Genomic DNA, 25,036 nt, shown 5'->3' with positions numbered 1-25,036 from the left:
CATAGACAATAGGCGCAATTGATCTTTATGATTATAAATAAAAAAGAGCGTAACCCATTTAATTAAAGTGTATACGCTCTTATCTAAATTATAAAAAAACTAAGCTATTTGAATTTGACTTTCTGATTTACCTTGCTCATCTTTATACAATTTATTGTCATATAATTTGACAAAAGGAATATAGATTAGCAAAGCTAAAATAGCCGAAAATATGGCAACAATAGCCGCTTTATAATCACCTCCAGTACTAATAAATGCCCCTAATCCCATTGGTGATGGCCAAGGAATTAATGCGATGATTGGATGAATAAAACCCGTATTAATAGCCAAATAACCTAATGTTCCGCAAGCCATAGGTGCTAAGAAAAAAGGCAGTGCTAAATAAGGATTGTATACAATCGGCATACCAAAAATAACCGGTTCGTTGATATTAAATATTGCTGGCACTGCAGACGCTCGTCCTAAGATTTTTAGTTGGCTAGACTTTGCAAAAAACGCAATAAAGAATGTCATTAATAAGGTAGAACCTGATCCCCCTAAAATCACGAGTGAATTATTAAATTCACCAGCAAAAGGAATATGTGCTCCCGCCGTATTTTCAGTCATATTAGTTAACATAATAGGGGTAATAAATGCACCAATAATACTCGCACCATGAATCCCAACCACCCATAATGCATGAATTAAAAATAGGATAACCATAATACCCAACCAACTTTTGGTGAGATTGGTCACAAAGGCAAATGGCACGGCAATAATATTGAAAATATCAGTGCCAAAATAGATCAAAATACCATTAAGAATGATCACAAAAAAGGCAATTACAAAAGTTGGGATCAGTGCGGTAAAGGATCGCGAAACACCTAATGGCACTGTTTCAGGCATTTTCACAACCCAGTTGCGTCTGATGCATAAAAAATAGAGATGAGTCGCCACAATAGCCATAACAATGGCAATAAATATCCCCGATGTCCCCAACCGAAAGACAAAGGGTTTTAAGCGTAGCCCATTAAAGACTAAATTACTTTGATCATTAAGTAAGGTAATCACACCATTTTGCATAATTAGTTCAGGTAGTGTCATGAAAAAAGCAAACACCGACAACATTGCACCATTAAGAGCGTTAACTTTAAGACCAGTTTCTTCCGCTTCGATTTTAGTCAGTTCATAACCAACGACAAAGTTAAAATAGAGCGCTAAAATACCGATTGTTGCCGTGTTAGCAATCATATAGAGATCACTCACTCTAAAAAACGTATTTTCAAAAAAGCCTTCTAAACCCGTAAATGTCATTGGCAACGTATTGAATACTAAAAACATAGAGCCAACAATAGAAAAAGGTACTGACGCCATTCCCGCCGCCATTACAGCTCGAACAATTTTAAATTGTGATATTTTCGCCATGGGCGTCATCAGGTATTTCTGTAAAATAACAAATCCCGTATTCATTTTGTTTTCCTCATCTAATTAATAAATTCTTCGTAAGTTTGGATTCTTTTGAAATGCAAATCCTGATTATGTTGAATTTTATTTAACTTGCTAAGCATTAAGGTGATAATGATTAGGCTTACCGTCAGTAACACCATTAATACATGTAAAGCATCTGACGTCTGTTTTAAAAATGGAAAGAAAAAGTGATACAAAGGGGTATAGAGCGTCATCATTAGTGTCACAAAAACTATCGCTAAGACACGATAAAATAACCGTGCATAAGGCAATTTATTGCAGTGATTTCGATAAAGTTTAATTTGTTCCCATGTGGTGAGTATACCTAACACAAAAAGAGCAAGCGGTAAAACCGCTACCATCGACAATGACCCCATTAAAAAGGTTGCCCAATAAAGATTCAAAAATAAAAAAAATGCGATGGTATAGCGAATCGCTAAAAATCGATTAAAATAGAGATTGGTTAGGCTGATTTTTTTATGCATGGTTAGCTTTTCTGTCATTATGCCACTCCTTATTTAGCCCTTTAATGTTGTTTCTAACTCATGATGTTTTTCATATAGGTGTAACATTTCAATCGCCATTTCTCGAAAGCTCATGGTTGTCATTAAATGATCTTGTGCATGCACCATAATAATTTCCATCGTGATTTTGGTGCCATTGGCATAATTTTGCAGTAATTGTGTTTGTGAATGGTGTGCTTGTAAAATCTCTTTATTTGCTTCTTCAAGCAATTGATTGGCGGTAATAAAATCGGCTTGTCTCATCGCTTTAAAAGCATCGTGAATTTTAGTTTTAGCATTACCACTATATAAAATAATATTAAAAGCGATAAGTTGAATATCCTCTGAGCTCATTTCCTGATTCATTGCTATACCCCTTTTTCAATAAGTTGGATAAAAAGTTGTTTAAATTGGTCAAAATTATGTGTTTTCAATAGTTTTGCTTGCATTTTTAAATCGTCAATCAAGTTAACAATCGCTTTTGTCATCATCGCTAGAGTTGGATTTTGATAAATAGACGGTGAAATCATAAAGATAAAGTGGACTTGTGGGTAATTATCATCCCAAAATACGCCATCAGGAATTATTGCAATGCCAATTTTAGGCAATTTTCCTACTGGCATTGCTGGATGTGGCACCACAATAGTTGGGCTAAAGAAAATATCACCTAATCGCATACGGTTTTCCATTTGCTTTATCATCTGTTGTTTATAATCGCTAGTTTCATTTAGCGCTAAAAGATCAAGTAAACAATTTAAAACTTGTTCTTTACTTTGTGGCTGTTCACATCGGTAAAAATAATCAGCGGATAAATCATCTACCATTTGCAAAGCATCAATAACATGATCTAAACAGCTTGACGTTACTGTTTGTTCTTTATTTGCCGAAATAAGCATATTAGGTGACAAAAGATGACGGCGAATTTTTTGTACATCATCTTCGGTAAAAAATACTGAAACATGAAAAACCGGGACTTTAAATACTTTTGATGAGAGATCCACTGACGAGATAATAAAATCAATCTTTTCTAATATCTTTGGCTCAATTTCATAATAGCCTTGTGTGGCAACAATTTTGATTCTTTCATTAAATTCACATTCAACGCGATTTTTTAGTAGTTGAGCACTTCCAAGACCTGTTGCACAAATAATTAATACTTTGGCTTTTTGTTCATTTTTCTGTTTTTCAATCGAAGCTAAAAAGTGCAAAGTTAAATAGCCCCATTCATCATCATGAATAGTAAATTTTTTAAGCTCAGGAAGCTGGCTAAGGTAATTTTTAACTAACTCAAACAATTCTGGAGAATTGGCTTTAATTTCATTAAGCAATGGATTTTTCAGTTTAATATGTTGCTTTAAACGAACAATCATTGGTTTTAAGTGTTGGATAATGCCGTTTTTCAATTGCTCATCATTTAAAAATAAATATCCTGTCTCTTGTTCTATCTTGATGAGTAAATTAGTCAAAGATGAATATAACTCTGCATCAAAATCATTTTGGCAAAAATTTGATTTACTCATTAAATGTAAAGTTAAATACATTTGTTCTTCTTTTGGAAAACAAAAACCTGTTACCTTTTCAATTCTATTGATAATCTTTTTAGCGACTTGATATTCCAAAGTATTTTTTGTCGACTGTGACATATCAAGATTTTGAATAGAAAGTCCTGACTGTAAGCGTTTAATGCTTAATGACAGATGTAACACGATATTTTGCATCATCACGTCGGATAATTTTATTTTTGCCTCACGGCATTCATCTAAAATAATAATGGTTAACGAATCAAAACTAATGACATCACTAAAGTTATTTAAATGCGTTAGGTGCTGCAAAAGATTAATCGATCCATCATGGAAAAAATAGCTCAAAATGAAATGTCGTTTTGCTTTTTCCTCGCCCTCAACATAAAACAAGGATTGACTTTTTTTGACTGTCAGACCATACGGTTTAAGTTGATGCTTAATCTCTAAAATATCTTTATTAAGTTGGGAAGAACTAATAAATAATCGCTCTGATAATGCCTCTATATCAATTTTTTGACATTCTAACAATAACAGATTAAGAATATGATGTTTTCTTTGAGTTGCTTCTCGACAATTCGCTTGTTCTTCATTGCGATCTAATAGATGATGTTCAATTAGAAATAAATTGAAAGCAGTTCTATCTTTAATTTGTAGTTGGTAGCCATAACCTTGTTTACTAACGATAGCTCCACCATGGCTTTCGACCAATGGTTTTAAATCATTAAGATAAGTGCGAACAGTGCGATCTGATAATGATAGCTCAGTTGCTAACCACGCACTACTTTTGAATAAGTTTTTAGAACGAACCAATAAACTAATAAGGTTACGTTGTTTATTTTTAATCACAATTATCCAAACCTGTGCCAACTAAAACCATATTGTTAATAATATAGTGACGGTTTTCACTTGTTAGGTAATCACGCCACAGCCCCAGCCAGATAATAAGGCGCTGCCATTTGGCAAACGCCAAACCTATATCTAAAACAAAAATTCATTGAAATTATTGGATATTATCCTCAATTAACTTGGCTAATTGTTCAATGCCCGATTGAATGGGTATATAGGCCTGAAAAGGAATACTGACAACAGGTTTACCCACTTCATCACCCAAACTTTTCAATTTATCAAACATCATCATCGTTTGAGGACTAATTAAAAAAAGTGAAAAATCACTATTTTTAATCATATTCGCCCCTTCAGTTGCTGATACCGCATCAACCGAAACCGCTTTATCTTTGCTAGCAAAATATTCTGTCACTTTTTTTGCCATTAATGATGATGACATCCCTGCGGCACAAATAATTAATGCTTTTTTCATAAATTCTCCTAAAAATAGTTATATGCTTTATAAAACTTCACCATTAGACTCAATGACTTTTTTAAACCATGCAAATGAGGCTTTGCGACTACGTTTTAGTGTGCCGTTGCCTTTGTTGTCTTTATCAACATAGATAAATCCATAACGTTTTTCCATTTCGCCAGTCCCCGCTGAAACAAGATCAATACATCCCCAAGGGGTATATCCCATCAAATCGACACCATCTTCTTCAACAGCTAGCTTCATTTGTTTTATGTGATCACGCAGATAATCAATACGGTAAGCATCGTGCACGCTACCATCAGCTTCGACTTTATCGTAGGCGCCAAAACCATTTTCAACTATGAAAAGCGGTAAACGATACATGTCAGTCAACCAATTAAGTGTATAACGAAGTCCCTCAGGATCGATTTGCCAACCCCAGTCTGATTTTTTAACATATTGATTGCCGATCAGATCGGTTTTTTCGTTATATTCATAGCTTTCATTATCTTCCTTTTTCCTAATTGCATTGGACATGTAATAGCTAAAGCCAATGTAATCAACGCTGCCATTTTTCAAGATCTCAAGATCTTGATTGGTGATATCAAGTTGAAAATCTTTACGTTGCCAATATTTTTTAATGTGGTTTGGATACTCGCCATGGACATGCACATCAGCAAAAAAGTATTTACGCTCCATCGCCTTTTGTGCCATTAGAATATCACCTGGTTTACTGGTCTCTGGATAGATTGGTATCATTGCTAACATACAACCTATTTCAAAATCAGGGTTAATGGCATGACCAATTTGCACCGCTTTAGCACTGGCAACTAATTCATAATGTGCAGCTTGATACATGATCTGCTCGCGATTATCGCCCGCTTTATAGTAAATCCCTGAATTAGTAAATGGTGCAAAATCTTCATTAAAGTTAGCTTGATTGTTGATTTCGTTGAAAGTCATCCAATATTTAACTTTATTTTTATAACGATCAAAACAGACTTCGGCAAAACGCACAAAAAAATCAATTAATTTACGATTACGAAATCCACCATACTCAGTAACAAGATAATAAGGCAATTCAAAATGAGAAAGTGTGACAACCGGCTCAATATTGTATTTTAAACATTCATCAAAAAGATCATCATAAAATTTTAATCCTTCTTCATTTGGCGCAAGTTCATCACCTTTTGGAAAGATACGAGTCCAAGCAATAGAAGTACGAAAACATTTAAAACCCATTTCAGCAAATAACTTAATATCATCTTTATAATGATGATAAAAATCAATAGCATCGTGATTTGGATAATATTCACCTTCAATCACACCTTCAGTAATTTTTCTATAACTTTTAGGTGAGCCCACCGTCATCACATCAGCAACACTCACTCCTTTACCGCCAACTTGCCAAGCCCCTTCTAATTGGTGAGCAGCAACAGCCCCCCCCCACAAAAAATCTTTTGGTAAACCTTTATTATTCATAATCAAGTACCTGTGTTTATTGAGAATTCAACTTTAGTATAAAAGGAAAAAAATAGAATTACTAACCAACTTTTTCCGTATTGATCAGGAAAAATATAAGTATATTTTGGAGGAAAGTTATGAATTAATATTAGTAAGGTGAGTTACTTTTTTTGATATTTAGAACTTTATCGACACACGATAAAAATAATTTTAAATTTTAAATAGTTAAAGCAAAATTTTAAATAAATTCTTCAAACTCATCAGCCTATTTCGAGGGAACAAACTCGATAATATGGTATTGAGCAATGTAATGAATATAAAATGGATCTTCCTTTATGATTAAAATTGCTATTTCTTGCTTTCTACTTAGCAAAGAATCATTCCGCTTGTGCGCGGAACTTTTCGACCTGATGCTATAAAATGTCCCAACTCGTAATGGCTTTACAGATAACTAATATATTGCTGTTAATTACGTTTTACTTCGTTAATAAGTTTAACGTAAGTCAGAGAAAAATAAACAGCGTTTATTTCTAACTAGGATAAAAAAGAAAACCAATATAATAAATCCGTTTTTACTTGTGATAGAAATAACCTAATCCTAACTTATTTTATTCTCATAAAAGTAATGATTAGTAAAAAAATTAGGATGATATAAATTATTTCTATCGAATTATTATTTAACTGGGTTGCCTAATGATTATTTACGTTGCCATTTACCATCTTCACCCTTGTGGTAAACCTTTTCGACTGCTGCCCAAGCCACTTTAAAAGCAATCGTTTCGGGATCACTATTATCACGTCGCTTATGCGGATCTTGATATTCCTTAATCGCGCTATTGAATGCTTCTTTAAAAATATCTTGCGCATGCTCAGGCAAAACATGGCGTACTGAATCGGGTAAATCTTCACGAGTTTTATATGGCATATTACATTCCCTCATAAATTAATCTTAGATGACTGAAAATTTAAAATGGTAATGGTAATGGTAATGGTAAAAATAGCACTCCAATGAATGTATTCCCATTTATAAAATAATACAAGCGCTAATTTCATTTAAGAACCCGCTGATGTGGTCTAACGAGTCGGAATACCTCACATTGTTGATAGTAATTTCAGCAATGGCAGTAATGCATATATCTAACGCCGTATCCCAGATAAGCGATATGGCGTCTATATCATAAAAAATCACCGTTATCGATTGGCTAAATATTTATGGTCAGTCGTCCGATCATTTATAATCAGCTAACAAAGAACAAAGCTAGATTGAAGATAAATTAAAACAGCAAGCTAAATTTTTGTAAAAAATATTCAGGATTCTATACCGTTTTGTGGTTAATTAATACTTCACCGTATCTATTCGTTAAAACATGTAATAACCATCGTATCAATCAATGCTAGAATTATTACGAATAATTGAGCATAAACATCGCAATTCATTGTTTCAACTTTATATTTTATTAGAAATAATCATTAAAAGATAATAAAGTATTAACACAATGAATTTATAATGCCAAAATTAAGGAAATAAATAATGAAAAAAAAATTTTTAACCGTATTGATTGCTGGATTTTTGATGATTGGCTGTGATGACAAACCAACCGAAAACAAAACGCAACAACCCACAGCTGCTTCAGAAGTTAAATCTTCTGAGTCTAAAACTACTGAAGATGTTTCACAACAATTCGCCCTGAAAGCACGTAAAGGTAATATATGGCTAGACGTTTTTAATACTAATGTTTCCCAAGCTGCAGAAGCATTAAGAGGACGAGGCAATATGACTTCTTCTCTTTATCATCTTGATAGCAGAGTTGAGGATTTTTTAAGAGGTATCAGTGATAAAAACGGTAAAATTGATGTCAATTATGCGAAAAAAAATTCAATAAAACTTTTTATCGGTTCTCACCCAACACCAGAGGTTCTTGATAAATATAAACAATTGATTACTGAGTTATTAGCATTTAAACCAGAGTTACCCGAACTTGATGCCGCAGGCAAAGCATTAAGTGATAAATATATTGAAATAGGATTAGCTTATGACCAGATAGCTAAATATTATTTAAATAATGAGTACAAATTGGATGACTTTGCCAAATTACCTGAACTGTTAAATAATCTTGACACGCTTTATAACCAATATGTTGAAGCAAAAAGTGTTGCTTTAGCGGCTTACGGAAAATTATACAAAGAAATCCATGCATTTCAAAAATCAGAAATAAAAAACAAAGGGTTAACACTTAACTACAATTGCATGGAAATCATGGATTTATCTGAAGATATTGTTGCGTTGATCAATGAAAGCTTTACCGAAAACAACCAGTTTAAAAATCTCGATAAATCTGACCTTGAACAAAAAATTCAGCAAATAGAATCCATAACCAATGAATTAATGACGAATAAAGGCAAGAGTAAATTAATTAAACAACAAGGTTTAAACGATATGTATTATGACCGTTTTGTTGATCGTTTACCTGGATTAATTAATCAAATGAAAGTAGTTTTAAAAAATTTACAGACCAACACAGCGGAAAGAGAAGTTGAATCTTTGAATAGGGAACTTGAAAGTGTAATTGACGGCTATAATCAAATAATCAATTAAAAATGGATAAAAACCGTTTCATTGCTAACATTTTAGATATTATCAATGACAATAAATAGTGTTATAAAAAAACGGTATAAATATTACACCGTTTTTTTTATAACTTTATAGTAAATGAGCGAATCAAGATACCACTGTTTAGCAATACCTAGATTCATTTGTTTACATCAACAACAAAGCGCCCTTTTATTTTTCCTGCGATCATTTTATTTGCCACTTCCACACACTCATTTAATGTGATTGTTCTGCCGACATAAGATAAGATCTCTTCATCCAGATGCTGCGCTAATAAATTCCATGCCAATACACGTTTATCATAACTTGCCATGACACTATCCACACCAGCCAAAGTTATGCCACGTAAAATAAATGGCGCAACGGTAGCGGGAAAGTCCATGCCTTGGGCAAGCCCACAACAAGCAACAATTCCGCCATATTGGGTCTGTGCACAAACATTGGCTAAAGTGTACGAACCAACCGCCTCAACAACAGCTGACCATAGTTCTTTTTGTAATGGTTTACCCGTTTCTTTTAAGGTTTGGCTATCAATGACATTAGCCGCCCCCAGTTTTTGTAAATAATGTGCTTCATCAGTTTTACTGGTCGACGCCGTAACTTGATAACCTAATTTAGTTAGTAAAGTGATGGCAATCGAACCCACTCCGCCACTTGCTCCCGTTACTAACACCATACCATCTTGTGGTTTTACACCAAAATCAACAATACGCTGGACGCATAAAGCTGCAGTATAACCTGCGGTGCCAATGATCATTGATTGATAAGCGGTGAGATTGTTGGGTAGCGGAATCAGCCAGTCAGATTGTAAATAAGCATATTGCGTCAAGCACCCCCAATGCGTTTCGCCACAGCCCCAACCATTTAAAATTACTTGTTCGCCTTTTTGATAACGGCCACTGGCACATTCAATAATCGTACCAACACCATCAATCCCTGGCACCATTGGCCATTGTCTTACAACTGGGCTTTTGTTGGTTATGGCTAATGCATCTTTATAGTTAATACTTGAATACGCCACTTGGATTAATGTATCACCTTGTTGTGCTAATAATTGTTGTTTATTAACATTTTTTAGTGAACAGGTAACCCCCTTCGCATCTTCTTTTTCTAGAATAATGGCATTGAATGACATAATGTCTCCTTATAGCTTAAGGTACTCAAGTAAAGTGAGTATTTACCTTAAATACAAGTTTCCAATAATAAGTAGTCATTCAAGAAAAAGCAACGTGATATGTTACATATGACAACGATCAAACTGGTAGTGCTTTCGAAAAGTAGGATTAATCCTAATGCTACCAAGCTTTAGAGGTGAAAGAGGCAATTTTTGAAGATGAAAACACTACGACAAAGACTTCGATAGCCTATGGTCTATAGCAAAGAATAAAGAGATAAATGAAAAGACAAACACTACTTTTACTAAAGATAACATTAAACAGATAGAAGATTCACTGTAAATTAAAAAATTTAATATCGCAAAAGTATCGAATAAAAAATAGATAAATTCTAGTAATTACTCGCGTTGTTGATAGTAATTTCAGAAATTACAGTAATGCATATACCTAACGCCGTATCCCAGACAAGCGATATGGCGTCTATATCATAAAAAAACACCGCCATCGATTGGCTAAATATTTTATGGTCAGTCGTCCGATCATTTATAATCAACTAACAAAGCCCGATTGAAGATAAATTAAGACAGCAAGCTAAATTTTTGTAAAAAATATTCAGGATTCTATACCGTTTCGTGATTAATTAATCCTTCACCGTATCTCATTTGTTAAAACATGTAATAACCATCATATCAATCAATGCCAGAATTATTATAAAAATTGAGCATAAACATGGCAATTCATCGTTCCAACTTCATATTTTATTAGAAATAATCATTAAAAGATAATAAAGTATTAACACACTGAATTTATAATGCCAAAATTAAGGAAATAAATAATGAAAAAAAAATTTTTAACCGTATTGATTGCTGGATTTTTGATGATTGGCTGTGATGACAAACCAACCGAAAACAAAACGCAACAACCCACAGCAACTTCAGAGGCTAAACCTTCTGATTCTAAAAAGACTGAAGATGTTTCACGGCAATTTGCACTGAAAGCACGTAAAGGTAATATATGGCTAGAGGTTTTTAATGCTAATGTCGCCCAAGCTGCAGATGAATTAAGAGGGAATGGGCATGGCAAGATGACTTCTTCTCTTTATTATCTTGATAGCAGAGTTGAGGGTTTTTTAAGAGGTATTAGTGATAAAAGCGGTAAAATTGATGTCAATTATGTGAAAAAAAATCCAACGAAACTTTTTATCGGCTATCACCCAGAACCAAAGGAGCTTGATGAATATAAACAATTGATTACTGAGTTATTAGCATTAAAACCAGAGTTACCCGAACTTGATGCCGCAGGCAAAGCATTAAGTGATAAATACGTTGAAATAGGATTAGCTTATGACCAGATAGCTAAATATTATTTAGATAATGAGTACAAATTGGATGACTTTGCCAAATTACCTGAACTGTTAAATAATCTTGACACGCTTTATAACCAATATGTTGAAGCAAAAAGTGTGGCTTTAGCAGCTTATGGTAAATTATACAAAGAAATCCATGCATTTCAAAAATCAGAAATAAAAAACAAAGGGTTAACACTTAACTACAATTGCATGGAAATCATGGATTTATCTGAAGATGTTATCGATTTAATCAATGAAAGTTTTAACGAAGACAACCAGTTTAAAAATCTCGATAAATCAGCCCTTGAACAAAAAATTCAGCAAATAGAATCCATAACCAATGAATTAATGACGAATAAAGGCAAAAATAAATTGATTAAACAACAAGGTTTAAACGATATGTATTATGACCGTTTTGTTGATGGTTTACCTGGATTGATTAATCAAATGAAAGTAGTTTTAAAAAATTTACAGACCAATACTGTAGAAAGAGAAGTTGATTCTTTGAATGGGGAACTTAAAAGTGTAATTAAAGGCTATAATCAAGTAATCAATTAAAAATAGATAAACATCGTTTCATTGCTAACATTTTAGTCATTATCAATGACAATAAATAGTGGTATAAATAACAACGGTGTAAATATTACACCGTTTGCAATGCATGAATTTTAGTTAAATAACCATCTGCATATCATTATGTAGTTGGTTATGTAGATGAATGCAAATAGAACTCAATATTTAATATGCGTTGATATTTATTTTTTATTTTGCGCTGCCGACGAAACTGCGCCAATAAAAACCACATCACTTGACGAATTTAATGCAGTTTCAACCGAATCTTGAATCACGCCGATAGCAATCCCAATGCCAATCACTTTAGCTGAAATTTCGTTAGGAATACCAAACATACTACACGCGACAGGGATAAGCAGTAAAGATCCTCCCGCAATTCCCGATGCCCCACAAGCACATACTGAAGTTACAATACAAAGTAATACCGCAGAATAGATATCAACATGTATACCAGCACTAGCCGGCATTGAATTAACTGTGGCTAAAGTTAACACCGTTATAGTAACAGCCGCTCCCGACATATTAATTGCAGCGCCTAATGGCACAGCAACGGTATAGGTATCTTCATCCATATTATATTTTTTACAGATTTCCATATTGACAGGAATATTTGCTGCTGAGCTACGTGTAAAAAAAGCAGGAATCGCACTTTCTTTTAAAGCAGTGAATACAAGTGGATATGGATTTTTTCGCATAACTAGATAAGCAAGTAATGGATTGATAACCAATGCAACAATCACCATGCAAGAAACTAATACAATTAATAAATGAGCATATTTTTTCAGCTCATCAAAACCTGTTTCGGCTAATGTTGAAGCGATAAGTCCAAAGACTCCCAAAGGCGCAAATCGGATAATAATTCTGACAATAAATGAGATAGCATAAGACAGATCATTCATCATTGTTTTAGTGCTTTCACTAGCGTGCCTTAGTGCTAAACCAATACCAACTCCCCATACAATAAGACCAATATAATTTGCATTTATCAGCGCATTGACTGGATTGTCGATCATTTTGCCTAATAACGTTTTTAACACCTCGGTAATGCCATTAGGCGGAGAAAGCTCAAGGTTATTTAGTGTGTCACCAAATGAAATTTGCGATGGAAATAAAAAACTAGCAATAGTTGCTAATAGTGCAGCTAACATCATTCCAACAAGATAAAGGGTAATTAACGATCTCATATTCGCCTGTTTACCATGCTGATGGTTGGATATTGATGCAATCACTAAAATGAGCACAAGTATAGGAGCTACCGATTTTAAGGCATTAATAAATAGTCCACCTATAAGAGACATTCCTAATGCGGTATCTTTCGATACTGCGGCGAGAATAATACCAAATATTAAGCCCAATAAAATCTGCGGTATCAACCCTACTTTTAAGTAAAAACGAACCAACGGATGAGAAGAATGAGTCATAATATTCCTTGTTTATTAAAATAAAGGCAAAACAATAACATAATTCAACATTATGTTTATAGAAAATAATCATCATCATAACGTTTTTTTATATATCACTTTACATAATGATTAAATTTAATTATTCATTGCTTTTATATTAGACATATTTTAGGTGTTCTAATCAATTTTCCAAAAATAACCATCTTACTTAAGTAATTCAAGTAGTTGTTTTGCTTTGTTTACTGCTACTGATTTTGCTTTTGCTTGGGCAATATCCGCTAATCCTTGCCATTGAGAATCAAGTTCAGTTAGATAACCGCGCCTAGTTGCCTCTTTCAAATAAGAGGCATAGGTTAATGACATATCTAAAATCCGATTGATCCAAGCAGGTATTTTTTCACCTTGTTTTACTAGATTTCCAACAAACTTAATGCATTCAATTAATACTGGACAAAATATTGGCAACAAACTTGGCTTTTTTTCTAGTAATCGAATTAATTTAGCTGGGCTTAAATCAGGATAATCGAGAAACAACATAATAGCTTTACGCATGGTATCTGCATCAATGATTCCTTTTTTAACATTTTTTTCAAAAATAAAATTTGCTTTATAAGTATCACTGTCTTGAGCCAACAATCCGATAATCACTGTCACTAACGATTTTGAAAAAATCAGATTATCTATACTTGATAATGGCCCATCTTTATTTTCTTGCCAATTACGTGTTTTTTCAACAACAAGTAACCGTTTGTTAATACACCAATGTAACCAAACTCTTGATTGAAAATTAGATATAACTTGTTGATCTTTTGATAATGCTGGGTAAGCTTCGCATTGGAATTCGTATTCTAAATCATAATACCAATCATTTTTTACTATGTGGAAAACTTGGTTAGACACATTGGGGAGTTTTAAAGTAAACATTAACGATTTAGCCAATGATTTAGAAAAGCGTGATGATTGATCTATTACAGGCTTACTAATAGTAATTGAAACATTATCTTCAGGCACAACTTTAGCCTTTTGCGGTTTTGACCATACTTGGTCAAAATCATCAGGAGCTTGCATCGATACGTCTTGTGTTAAAGGGGCGATTTTAGGTAGTTTTTCAACTATGGCTTTTGCTTTCTTAATCGCATTAGCACTACCCTCTTTACTGGCTAACATTCTGATGCCAAGTAATTGCAATTGATTGGCATCGGCTATGCCTTGATCGACAGCATATTGAACTTCTGGTAAAAACTCAGCTATCGCATCAACAGTTTCAAGCGTGCCAGATAACAGTCTCGGCGCTTTACATGATGCGATGATTAATTGATCCAAAATAGGCCAAACCACCGAAAGAATGCCTTGTTTTGCAATATCGGTTAATACTGACACCAAACTAGCTATACGACAAGGAACCTGACTAAATCGCTCCAGTAACAAAACATCCGCCACACCAGGAATAAGCAAACCTCTTTGCCATGCATCATTCACGGCTTGAGCCATATTGCCAGCCACATAAGGCGAATTAGCGCGTTGCATAGCTAACAATGTCATTGCAGAACGTGCATCAAAAGGAGAACGTCTGTTAACAATTTGCTGGAACTCAAAACCTTGATGGTAATATGTTGCCCAATCAATATCTGACGGTATTGCACTATCGTTCCATAACGGGAAAATAGCAAGAATTTTTGTAAACCCGTTATTTCCAATACGTTTAGGAAAATAATTTAATGATTGTGGCAGGGACAGTACGTCTTCAATATAAGTATTTAACGCTAATTTAGGTTCGATTACTGGATCGTCCAGATACTGTAATACTAAAGAGCCAGCATCAATTGGCATTTTTTGTCCTGATTGCAAAACGACTGCAACATTTAACTTCTTGAGTTTTTCTATCGTTGATGATGTTTGTGTCGAAACATCAAGACGAGTCAAGGCTAAAAACAGATCCGCCTCTAATGCATCAATTTTCAACTGTTGATAAATCGCTAATCGTTGACTAAGATCATCCACTGTTATTGAAAGATCACTCATGCTTGGTGTCGACAGTAAACAAGGTATTTTGCCTAAGTTTTTACAAACAATATAATCACGTGCTTTCAATAAATCAGACAAGTATTTATGATACGGAATTTCTTCGCCTTTACGCCAATAAAATAGAAAACCAAGAAGCTGGTCAACCCGCAATTTTATACCCGCTAAACTCGCTTTTGCTGCTTGAGGATCGTGATAAGCAATAATATTGGCTACAGCTAAAAATCTTTCCGTCACACTATCATGACCCGATATGTTTCTTTTTACTAATTCAGAGGCTAACTCAGTTAATACATCAGGGGAAACAGGTTCTAATTCAAAAGGCGGTAATTGCCAAAGTGGCGGTGTTGGTTGCCAAAGTTGTTGTAATTCGGTTGGATGAGATTGTACGGTATGATTATCAAGATGCCACTGTGTAATTAGTTTGCTAGTTAAAGCCATAATTGACTCATCAGTTTGATCAAGTAATAGGTTTAACAAAGGCATAAACAAATCAGCATTTTTGGGCTTTTTGCGATTTAGAGCAATCTTTAACACTAATTTTTTGACCGATTTTATTTTAGATGATAAGCATGCCGTCATCACTTCGATTAATAATTCATCATCAACAAAGGGGATTAAAACGGGCGCTAATCGATTAATGATTGCTGATTCACCCATAGCTAGTAATGGAATTAAAACAGGTACTCGCTGACACAATTCAGCATCGGTAACACCTAAATCATAAAGTGTATCTAACCATACTTTACGATCTATAGGACGAATAGCGATATCTAAGGCTAAAAAAATTAACTCTTTTGCTTGCTCTCGGTCAAGCCAACCTAATGTTACCCCCAAGCGAAACACTTCACTAAAAGATCCTGTAGCAGGTGTATTTAACGCAATAGCAATATGAATATGTTCGATAAATCGACGCTGACATTGAGCTATATTTGGAGGGATTTTATCGTAAAAAGGGTCGACTACATCAGTATCATGAATAGCAACTGAAAAATGCTTTACAACATCACAACCACGCATAGCAACCGCCGCATACAACGCCCAATCGCCGATATAATTTTTATTTTCAGGAATAATCAAATTTAAACGATCTACCAACTGAACAGCAAGATCTGTAGGCGCAGACGCTTGTTGCACAAAATTTTGTGCATAATTCTCACCACGTTCAATAATAACCGGCAATAACAAAGATGAATAAGTATAATGAGCAAGTTTTAACGCTCGGCTCACTGATACCCCAATCCGAATGGCGTACAAAGCTAAATATGCTTTATTACACTTAACATAATCTTGCCATTGAAAAGCGTTACCAACTTTGACATAGTCACCCCATTTGCCACTTTTTAATCCTAAAAGTGCAATCTTTTGCTGCTCTTTGCTACCTAGCGGTTGTTGTAAAATATTGTCAGCTGTGACATTGTTCCAATTCAAAGAAGTAAAAATCGCTTCGGCTTTCGCTAAGTTAGCATTCATAAATATTTTCCTTAATTTGCACTGCTAAAATATGTTTACACGGTCCTTTTTTGAGTTGATGATTCAGATACCATGAGCAAGTACATTGTGATATCATTTTACTATTCTGCCTAACAAAACGGACACGATAGTCTTCGTTATTCGAGTGAACCATCCATGTGTTTTCATCAACCCGATCAATACATTCAAGCAATTTATAGGCCGATTTTAAACGCGGATTATCTTTGATAAGTCGATTAGGATCTTCAGGCAATTGACGATGAAAATAGCCATTTTGGTGTACATCAAAACCCAATTTACCTGAAACAGCCAGATACGCCAGCGAACTATTAATGTGCTGAGTATCTAACCCTGTTTTTATCGCTAGCTGAGTCAGATCAATTAGTGAATCAAATTGTAAAATAGATTGAATAAGTTGAGCATTTTGTAATTGCTGTTTTGGTGCAAGCAACTCAAGTAATGCGCCTTCGCCAGAATAACCTTGCCATGGCTGTGCAGTTAAGCTCAAAGTAAGCCTTGCACCGTCGAGTTCAACTTCAACCATGCAGGGTCCTTGTTCGCCACTTGCTAACCGATAAAAAGTTAAACGTTTAATATTGGTCATTAATCGCTTAAGTGCGCTTAACCGGTGTAGCCCCGAAATATACACACTATTGATATCGCCTTGAGCCATCAATTTAATACCGGTATTGGATGGCACTAGCCAGCTTGATTGTTGTTTACTAGTCACGGTTGGCAATCCCGCAATAAACGTTTGTGCTTGTATTCCCGTTACCGTAAAAACAGCAACCATTTTGGTATGAATTTCAGCTACATTACCAAGTGCTCGAATCCACCTATCTGGCATTGCAACAGGGCGCTCAATAATGGCTTTTATACCAATCACATCTCTATCTTGTTTTTGGATATGGTGCGTTGCCAAACCTTGATTGCCAATATTGAGATAAAGTTTATCTTTATTATTAACCTGAGTTAGCGCTTTCCTTAAGCTAATACCAATATCTACATTGGTTGTGCCTCGTGATATTTGCCCATCAAATCCTTGTTGTAGCAAATCTAAACGGGCATAAACACTGTTGCAGGCAGAAAAAACTTCTGCTCTTAATTGATTCCCTTGCGCAGATAAAACAGGATCACGCAAAGTCACCGGCACTGGTTTAAAATATCGGGTCGCAGTAATATCAGCCAGAACCAGTAAAGATCTAGCAAGAATCTGTGGGTAAAGAGCATAACCAGCAAAAAATTGAGGGTTGTCAATAATTCCATCTGGTGTTAAGGCTGGCGATAACGCTAAGGCTAATACGTCATTAGTGAGTTTTGATTGCTGAGAAAACTTCAATATAAATCATCCTAACACATTAAAAATAGACAAAATATCATGCTCATGAGTATAAAATAAGCAAAATATATTGTCTATATTTGATGTTTTTTTACTATTTTGATGAAAAATATTCTTGTTTTATCAACGCTATCTAAATGATTTCTGCAACAGGTGATCCCGCGTTGACATAATTGCCTTCTTTGATTGTTTGTTTTAAAACGCCGTTTCGATGTGCAATAACTTGAACTTCCATTTTCATGGCTTCCATAATAGCAATAACATCGCCTGCGTTTACGCTTTGATTATCATTCATCACCCATTTAAAAAGACTACCCGACACAGGTGACTGGACAATCAATTCAGAGATTTCTTCTTTCACGCTGGAAGATGTATCTAAATTAGCTTCCGTTTGCAAGGATAACCCAGCAAAGAGTTGTGCTGGAAAACCCAGTTTACAACGTTTACCGTCAATCTCGATAAATGTGTGAGTCAGCGCTATTTCTTTTTGTGGTATTTGCCTTTTGGCCGGCGTTATTGTTGCAGTCAATTCAGTTTCGATCCAACGCGTATGCATTTTAAAATCATCACAAAAATCTGGATGTTCAATAACCGCACGTGCAAATGGTAATACACTTGCCACCCCCTCAATCGAAAACTCCGCTAAAGCACGACGGGCCCTTGCAATGGCCTGTTCACGATTATTTCCAACAATAATCAGTTTTGCTATGAGCGAATCAAACATGGGCGGAATAACCGAACCAGCGAATACCCCACTATCTAAGCGTACTCCTGGCCCTGATGGTGCATCAAACCGCGTAATTGTACCAGCTACGGGTAAAAAGCCATTAGCTACATCCTCAGCATTAATACGAAACTCAATGGCGTGACCTCGTGGTTTAGGCGTTTGGTTAATACTAAGCGGTAAACCTTGGGCAATGCGCAATTGCTCGATAACAAGATCGACACCCGTTGTTTCTTCTGTAACTGGGTGTTCAACTTGCAATCTTGTGTTTACTTCAAGGAAGGATAACTTGCCATCCTGACTAAGCAAAAATTCAACTGTACCCACGCCGACATAATTTGCTTTAGTACAAATATCAATCGAAGCTTGAATAATTTGTTGCTCTAATGGTTCGGTTAAAAACGGTGCAGGTGACTCTTCAATTAATTTTTGGTTACGACGTTGCAGTGAACAGTCACGGGTTCCAACCACAACAACATGACCTAATGTATCAGCAATGATTTGTGCTTCAATATGCCGAGGATTATGTAAAAATTGTTCTAAAAAACATTCACCACGACCAAAAGCAGTAGTCGCTTCGCGTACAGCAGAATGATAAAGTTCTTCAACTTCCTCCATTTGCCAAGCAACCTTTAATCCCCGACCGCCGCCACCGAATGCAGCTTTAATCGCTATCGGTAAACCATGAGCATGCGCAAATTCAACGACTCCTTTAACATCTTGCACTGGTTGTTTAGTTCCAGCAACTAAAGGCGCGCCAACTTGCAATGCAAGTTGTCTGGCTCTGACTTTATCGCCTAATATTTCGATCGTTTCTGGATTTGGCCCAATCCATATTAAACCAGCATTTTGCACTGCTTTAGCAAATTCAACACGTTCTGATAAAAAACCATAACCTGGGTGCACCATTGTAGCGCCTGATTTTTTGGCTATAGCAATGATTTTATCAATATCAAGATAAGTTTCACTCGGTAAGTTGCCTGATAATCCATAAGCTTCATCAGCCATTTGTACATGAAGTGCATCAATATCCGCATCGGCATAAATTGCAATAGACAAAAAGCCCATATCACGACAAGCACGTATAATACGTACTGCAATCTCGCCTCGGTTAGCGATCAATACTTTGTGAGTTATTTTTTGATTATTTTCAGACATGATCAATATCACTCCCTTCAAATTCTTTAAACATCCCTATAGGATTAAATTTTATTTTGGCATTGACTGGAATTTGACCGGCCAAATCTAAATGGTATGTACACACAGCCCCGATAACAGGGTAGCCCCCTGTTAAAGGGTGATCATTCAAAAATAGTACCGGTTGCCCATTCGCTGGAATTTGTATTGCTCCAATGCAGGTGCCTTCACTGGGTAATTCTTGCCCTTTGTCACGGCTTAAAGGCATGTCACCAGACAAACGCAAACCAATGCGATTAGAAGCAGGTGTCACCTGCCATAGTTGAGAAGAAAGTAATTCTACTGCTTGCTTTGTAAACCAATCAGTACGCGGCCCAAGCACAATATCGAGTACAATAACATCATTACAAGTCGGATAGCGTATCATTGGTGTTTCGGTTAACGACACCGCATTTAAGGTTTGAATTTTCTTAATAGCTAGCGTTTGACCAATTTTAAGTGGCGATGGTCCGACTTGGGCGAGTGTATCAAAAGAGCAACTGGTTAAAACAGGTGACACTTGAAAACCACCACGCACAGCGAAATAGCTACGCACACCACATTTTACGCTTCCCAAGCTAATCATATCGCCTTTTTCCAATTGAATCGGCTGATACATGGCAACATTATACTTTTCACCATCTGATGTTGTAATGTGTATATCACACTCAGCCCCTGTGACAGCGACCAACATACCACAATTTACCTGCGCTTTAAAACCACCTTGCGTTATTTCTAATACGGCTTCATTAATTGGATTGCCCACAATGCGGTTACCACTATGTAGTGCCCCTTTATCCATCGCTCCAGATTCAGAGATACCTAATGCCGCCTGACCAATGCGCCCTGCGTCTTGTAAAAGTGTTTGTAATCCTGTTGCTAATATTTTGATATCCTGTTGTTGATTGCTGTTGCTATCGCCTTTTTTAGCGGTAGGCAAATGATACTTTTTAATGGATTTGCTAGCATCAACAAAATTAACTCGGCTACCGGGTTTCAATAGTGCAGGTTGATCGCGATTTAAATCCCATACAGCGGTATCAGTTATACCAATAAGTTGCCAACCGCCAGGACTTGCTTGAGGATAAATACTACTAAACTCGCCTGCTAAAGCAACTGAACCAGCTGGAATACGAACTCGTGGTGATTGACGACGCGGTACATTAAGCTGAGCATTTTTAGATACCATATAAGCAAAGCCAGGCGCAAAGCCACAAAAAGCCACTTGATATTCATTATTGGTGTGTCTTGCAATGACTTCAGCAACAGTTATACCTAGATATTCAGCCACTTGGGCTAAATCCTCGCCATTATAATGCACAGGTATTATCACCAATTCACCAGATTGCATAATACTTGCTGAAATATCCAATTTAGCGATATGCTTAATGAGCGTATTAGCATTCGTCGCAATGGGATTATAACGAATCAATATAGTGCGCGCTGCGGGGATTATCTCTTCTATATGCCAATGCATAAATACACTTTGCAGTGCATTGGTAAGCGCCATTGTTTGCTCAAGAGTTGTTAATTCAACAATAAACGCATCAACATTAACGGGTAAAAATCGCATTAAGCACCTCTATATATGGTAAATATCCAATCCCTAACTATAACTATTTTATAGCGTTGTATCATATCTGAGACTAAATTTATTGCCGCTTAACAAATTCGTGTCTAATCATAGTTCTATTTTTCGTTAACTTAATTAATTTTCCAAAATTTAACTAATCTAATGATTATTTACCTTAGCAAATGAGACAATATTAATGCCATTTTTTTGTAATTTTTCACGAACTTTTTGCGCCATTGCTAAGGCACCAGCACTATCGCCATGAACACAAATTGATCCTGCCTCAATATCGACAAACTGCCCGTCTATAGAAGTTACACCGCCATCACTCACTAACTGTAGCATGCGGTCTGCAACTAGATCGGGATCATGCAATACTGCGCCCGCTTTTGTACGCGAAACTAAAGTGCCATCAGCATGATAAGCTCTATCAGCAAAAGCTTCTGAAACTACCCTCAAACCACTCTCTTTAGCCCAACTGATGAGTTCTGAACCGGCCAGTGCAACCAAAATAAGCGTTGGATCAACAAGGCAAATTGCATCAATTACCGCCATCGCCTGACGCTTATCATAAGCAATTGTATTATATAATGCCCCATGTGGCTTAACATAGTGGACTTTTGCACTAATGGAAGTTGCTAAGCCTTTTAAAGCACCAATCTGATAAATCACATCCGCAGTTAACTCATCGGTTGCAATATCCATATTACGACGACCAAAGCCAACTAAGTCAGGGTAACCAACATGAGCACCAATCTCAACATTATTAGCCTTGGCAGCTTTTAAGGTTGTTAAAATACCTTCTGGTGAGCCGGCATGAAAACCACAAGCAATATTAGCGCTACTAACAACTTTTAGCATTGCGTCGTCATTACCCATTTTCCATAGTCCAAAACTCTCACCCAAATCACTATTTAAATCAATAAATTTAGTTTTCGTCATTGTGTCCTTCTATCTTAAATAATTAAAAATAGTCGCCACCGACATAGCGCCCATATACCAAGTAATAGCACACACAATCATACCTAGCAACAATAGCCATCTTGGGTAATAATAGCCAGACATAAGATCAGCACGTCGCCAACCAATATAAACAAAAATAGTTAAACCAAGTGGTAAAACTAAGCCATTAAAACCACCCGCAAAGACTAATAATGATACAGGAGCGGTTCCCATGATTAAATAAATAGCAAGCGAAATCGCAATAAAAACAATAGTGGCAAACTGACGTTGCTTTTCTGTAATTGCCCGTTTAAAAGGAGTAATAAAAGTCATTGAAGTATAAGCTGCGCCAATAATACTGGTTATCGCAGCCGCCCATAAAATCAAACCAAAAATACGTAATCCTAATTCACCTAAAGCGGCCTGAAAGGCTTGTGATGCGGGATTGGCAGCATAGCTTGAAATATCAATTGTTACACCACTTGCCACCACACCTAAAATGGCTAAAAATAAGATGTAACGCATCAATCCAACAACCATAATGCCTTTAGTTGCAGCACCAGACACATAATCAATATGCTCAGCACCAACCATACCTTTATCAAGTAACCGGTGAGCACCAGCGTAAGAGATATAACCGCCAACGGTTCCACCAACAATAGTCGTAATAGAGGCAAAATCAACACTGCTTGGAAAAACCGTTTCCTTTAAAGCTTGCCCAACAGGTGGTTGAGAAGCAAATACCACAAACAAGGTCAAAATAATCATGAGCAAACCAAAACCAATCATTAAACGATCAATAAAATGACTGGCTTTACGGGATGAAAATATATAAACCGCTAAGAGCGCACTAATTGCCCCACCCCATTTAGGATCAAGCCCAACAAGTGCGTTTAAACCTAAACCAGCACCGGCTATATTACCAATATTAAACACCAATCCACCAAATATGATCAGCATAGCAAGTACATAGCCACTAAATGGAATCGTCGCATTAGCAATATCTGAAGAATGCATTTTGGTTAACGCAACAATTCGCCAAATATTTTGCTGAACGACAAAATCAATAATAATAGAGGCTAAAATACCAAAACCAAAAGCGGTACCAAGGGTGACGGTAAAAGTGGCTGTTTGGGTAATAAAGCCCGGACCAATTGCTGAAGTCGCCATTAAAAAAATGGCACTGATTAATGAGGCACGCCGATTTTTAACAAAAGCAACGGTGCTACCGCTATTATATTCCATATGCATGTTTCCTCTAAACTTATTTCTAGAATTATGACTATAGTTATACCGAATAGTATTTACAGGCAATGACTATGCCATCGCTCTAGCAAATTTTGATAAATAGGGATAAATATAATTACTGTTTTTAAAGTAAAAAACTAATAAAAAATAATTATAATGATTCATCAACAAAGAATAACTAACTTATTAATGATAAAGGAGATAACTCAATTTTTAATTTACACTTTATTAATGTGCAAAAATGCCCCTACGTAGGGTAAATATCTTTAATTAACATTACTAAAAATAATAATTTTTGTAAAGAAGTTTCAGATAACCCTACATTTCAGTATAAAAACCAAAGAAATTTATCTTATACCAACTTAAATATAAGGTGAGTTTTTTTTCATAAATTTGCGTTATGTTTTACATAAAACAAAAATAGCATTACCCGTAAAGATATTTTCAATCGTTTTTAATGATATCTGTATAATATGTTTACATAACTTACAATTCAGAAATGATAATACTGCTCTACGAAACGCACCATTCACGATAGAACCCTTCTCTATTAATAATACATGTCCATTTGTTGAATATACATCATCATTTATGATACATCCGATTCCTCCGCTCACTTGAGAAATTAGATCTGTGGTCAAAGCTGACAACGGAGTTTGTCGGCGTCTTGTGCGGGGTGGTCACGCTTTAGCGTGACGGGGCAGGGTGAATTTTATTATAAATTTGGCGTTCAGCAAATTTATAATAAAAGAGGGCAATCTTTCCCATCACGATTCGTCCAGAATCGAGATGGGAAAAGGAACAGCCCTGTAATTCGATTAGCGTCCAGCGTTTCGAATTACTTTATTATATTGAGCTAAACGCTCAATATAATAATAGGGAATTAAATAGGTTTCGCAAAACCTATTTAATTCCCTATACATGCGCCCTATACAAATTCATTATAAATCAAAAAAAGGCACATTTATTTTTTTTGATAGAATCATTCAACTTTTTAATAAGTTTTGAGTGTACATTTTTAGTTAATGAACAAAACATATATTTGCTTTGGATTTCTCTTATAACGAAATATTTTTCGTTATAAGAGGATTTTTCATCACTAACTACAGAATATAATTTTATCTTTAAATGATTTGGCAACTTATCAAGTATTAATGTGACATTAGAAAAATTGAAATCATCAATTATAAATTTTTCTTCAAAATGATTTAATTCAAAAAATGTAAACCAATCAGAATTGGTATAGAATAAAT

General features: G+C 35.5%; 18 protein-coding genes. 2 read left to right on the top strand and 16 right to left on the bottom strand.

Annotated features, from left to right (window positions below):
• Positions 1 to 99 precede the first annotated feature (99 nt).
• The 7 genes from celB to A9G24_RS11605 form a co-directional block, all read right to left on the bottom strand.
• Positions 100 to 1,449, bottom strand: coding sequence for a PTS cellobiose transporter subunit IIC (gene celB / locus A9G24_RS11635; RefSeq protein WP_065639164.1), 1,350 nt, complete (start codon positions 1,447 to 1,449; stop codon positions 100 to 102).
• 14 nt (positions 1,450 to 1,463) lie between these two features.
• Positions 1,464 to 1,949, bottom strand: coding sequence for a hypothetical protein (locus A9G24_RS11630; protein ID WP_065639163.1), 486 nt, complete (start codon positions 1,947 to 1,949; stop codon positions 1,464 to 1,466).
• Positions 1,950 to 1,964: 15 nt separating this feature from the next.
• Positions 1,965 to 2,303, bottom strand: a complete 339-nt coding sequence (locus A9G24_RS11625) for a PTS cellobiose transporter subunit IIA (protein ID WP_065639215.1) — start codon at positions 2,301 to 2,303, stop codon at positions 1,965 to 1,967.
• Positions 2,304 to 2,317: 14 nt separating this feature from the next.
• Complete coding sequence (locus A9G24_RS11620; RefSeq protein WP_065639162.1) at positions 2,318 to 4,318, bottom strand: BglG family transcription antiterminator; 2,001 nt, start codon at positions 4,316 to 4,318, stop codon at positions 2,318 to 2,320.
• Positions 4,319 to 4,472: 154 nt separating this feature from the next.
• Positions 4,473 to 4,790, bottom strand: coding sequence for a PTS cellobiose transporter subunit IIB (locus A9G24_RS11615; protein WP_065639161.1), 318 nt, complete (start codon positions 4,788 to 4,790; stop codon positions 4,473 to 4,475).
• 27 nt (positions 4,791 to 4,817) lie between these two features.
• Positions 4,818 to 6,254 carry a 6-phospho-beta-glucosidase gene (locus A9G24_RS11610; protein WP_065639160.1) on the bottom strand — a complete coding sequence of 479 codons (1,437 nt, stop codon included), beginning with the start codon at positions 6,252 to 6,254 and terminating at the stop codon, positions 4,818 to 4,820.
• A 679-nt stretch (positions 6,255 to 6,933) separates the two neighbouring features.
• Positions 6,934 to 7,161: a ChaB family protein gene (locus tag A9G24_RS11605; protein ID WP_065639159.1), complete on the bottom strand. Its 228-nt coding sequence runs from the start codon at positions 7,159 to 7,161 to the stop codon at positions 6,934 to 6,936.
• A 606-nt stretch (positions 7,162 to 7,767) separates the two neighbouring features.
• Here A9G24_RS11605 and A9G24_RS11600 point away from each other — a divergent pair.
• A complete protein-coding gene (locus tag A9G24_RS11600) occupies positions 7,768 to 8,832 on the top strand; it encodes a DUF3829 domain-containing protein (RefSeq protein WP_065639158.1) in 1,065 nt (354 codons plus the stop codon).
• Positions 8,833 to 8,986: 154 nt separating this feature from the next.
• On the opposite strand, the gene acuI is transcribed toward A9G24_RS11600, so the two are convergent.
• Positions 8,987 to 9,982 (bottom strand): acrylyl-CoA reductase (NADPH), encoded by a 996-nt coding sequence (gene acuI / locus A9G24_RS11595; protein WP_065639157.1) that lies wholly within the window; start codon positions 9,980 to 9,982, stop codon positions 8,987 to 8,989.
• Between the two features lie 815 nt (positions 9,983 to 10,797).
• Here acuI and A9G24_RS11590 point away from each other — a divergent pair.
• Complete coding sequence (locus A9G24_RS11590) at positions 10,798 to 11,868, top strand: DUF3829 domain-containing protein (RefSeq protein WP_065639156.1); 1,071 nt, start codon at positions 10,798 to 10,800, stop codon at positions 11,866 to 11,868.
• 197 nt (positions 11,869 to 12,065) lie between these two features.
• Here the strand turns inward: A9G24_RS11590 and sstT are convergent, their stop codons facing one another.
• The 8 genes from sstT to A9G24_RS13115 form a co-directional block, all read right to left on the bottom strand.
• Positions 12,066 to 13,307, bottom strand: coding sequence for a serine/threonine transporter SstT (gene sstT / locus A9G24_RS11585; RefSeq protein ID WP_442902768.1), 1,242 nt, complete (start codon positions 13,305 to 13,307; stop codon positions 12,066 to 12,068).
• A 183-nt stretch (positions 13,308 to 13,490) separates the two neighbouring features.
• On the bottom strand, positions 13,491 to 16,781 hold the full coding sequence (locus A9G24_RS11580; RefSeq protein ID WP_065639154.1) for a hypothetical protein: 3,291 nt from the start codon (positions 16,779 to 16,781) through the stop codon (positions 13,491 to 13,493).
• Entirely contained in the window at positions 16,771 to 18,120 is a 1,350-nt protein-coding gene (locus A9G24_RS11575; RefSeq protein ID WP_218056302.1) for an SWIM zinc finger family protein, read from the bottom strand. The genes A9G24_RS11580 and A9G24_RS11575 overlap by 11 nt, the downstream gene beginning before the upstream one ends.
• Positions 18,121 to 18,253: 133 nt before the next feature.
• Positions 18,254 to 20,002 carry an acetyl/propionyl/methylcrotonyl-CoA carboxylase subunit alpha gene (locus tag A9G24_RS11570; RefSeq protein ID WP_065639152.1) on the bottom strand — a complete coding sequence of 583 codons (1,749 nt, stop codon included), beginning with the start codon at positions 20,000 to 20,002 and terminating at the stop codon, positions 18,254 to 18,256.
• A complete protein-coding gene (locus A9G24_RS11565) occupies positions 19,995 to 21,593 on the bottom strand; it encodes a 5-oxoprolinase/urea amidolyase family protein (RefSeq protein WP_065639151.1) in 1,599 nt (532 codons plus the stop codon). The genes A9G24_RS11570 and A9G24_RS11565 overlap by 8 nt, the downstream gene beginning before the upstream one ends.
• Positions 21,594 to 21,752: 159 nt before the next feature.
• Positions 21,753 to 22,535: a LamB/YcsF family protein gene (locus A9G24_RS11560; protein WP_065639150.1), complete on the bottom strand. Its 783-nt coding sequence runs from the start codon at positions 22,533 to 22,535 to the stop codon at positions 21,753 to 21,755.
• 9 nt (positions 22,536 to 22,544) lie between these two features.
• Positions 22,545 to 23,786 (bottom strand): NRAMP family divalent metal transporter, encoded by a 1,242-nt coding sequence (locus A9G24_RS11555; protein WP_065639149.1) that lies wholly within the window; start codon positions 23,784 to 23,786, stop codon positions 22,545 to 22,547.
• 945 nt (positions 23,787 to 24,731) lie between these two features.
• A partial coding sequence (locus tag A9G24_RS13115; RefSeq protein WP_218056301.1) for a hypothetical protein occupies positions 24,732 to 25,036 on the bottom strand: 305 nt, incomplete at its 5' end.

This window comes from Gilliamella sp. App6-5 (assembly GCF_001690525.1).
GTDB classification, from domain to species: Bacteria; Pseudomonadota; Gammaproteobacteria; order Enterobacterales; family Orbaceae; genus Gilliamella; species Gilliamella apicola_H.
This window is presented reverse-complemented; position numbering and strand designations above follow the sequence as displayed.

Excerpts from the sequence above, each read along its gene's own strand:
- celB (WP_065639164.1), bottom strand. The coding sequence starts at position 1,449 with ATGAATACGGGATTTGTTATTTTACAGAAATACCTGATGACGCCCATG.
- A9G24_RS11630 (WP_065639163.1), bottom strand. The coding sequence starts at position 1,949 with ATGACAGAAAAGCTAACCATGCATAAAAAAATCAGCCTAACCAATCTC.
- A9G24_RS11625 (WP_065639215.1), bottom strand. The coding sequence starts at position 2,303 with ATGAGCTCAGAGGATATTCAACTTATCGCTTTTAATATTATTTTATAT.
- A9G24_RS11615 (WP_065639161.1), bottom strand. The coding sequence starts at position 4,790 with ATGAAAAAAGCATTAATTATTTGTGCCGCAGGGATGTCATCATCATTA.
- A9G24_RS11610 (WP_065639160.1), bottom strand. The coding sequence starts at position 6,254 with ATGAATAATAAAGGTTTACCAAAAGATTTTTTGTGGGGGGGGGCTGTT.
- A9G24_RS11605 (WP_065639159.1), bottom strand. The coding sequence starts at position 7,161 with ATGCCATATAAAACTCGTGAAGATTTACCCGATTCAGTACGCCATGTT.
- A9G24_RS11600 (WP_065639158.1), top strand. The coding sequence starts at position 7,768 with ATGAAAAAAAAATTTTTAACCGTATTGATTGCTGGATTTTTGATGATT.
- acuI (WP_065639157.1), bottom strand. The coding sequence starts at position 9,982 with ATGTCATTCAATGCCATTATTCTAGAAAAAGAAGATGCGAAGGGGGTT.
- A9G24_RS11590 (WP_065639156.1), top strand. The coding sequence starts at position 10,798 with ATGAAAAAAAAATTTTTAACCGTATTGATTGCTGGATTTTTGATGATT.
- A9G24_RS11580 (WP_065639154.1), bottom strand. The coding sequence starts at position 16,781 with ATGAATGCTAACTTAGCGAAAGCCGAAGCGATTTTTACTTCTTTGAAT.
- A9G24_RS11570 (WP_065639152.1), bottom strand. The coding sequence starts at position 20,002 with ATGTCTGAAAATAATCAAAAAATAACTCACAAAGTATTGATCGCTAAC.
- A9G24_RS11565 (WP_065639151.1), bottom strand. The coding sequence starts at position 21,593 with ATGCGATTTTTACCCGTTAATGTTGATGCGTTTATTGTTGAATTAACA.
- A9G24_RS11560 (WP_065639150.1), bottom strand. The coding sequence starts at position 22,535 with ATGACGAAAACTAAATTTATTGATTTAAATAGTGATTTGGGTGAGAGT.
- A9G24_RS11555 (WP_065639149.1), bottom strand. The coding sequence starts at position 23,786 with ATGCATATGGAATATAATAGCGGTAGCACCGTTGCTTTTGTTAAAAAT.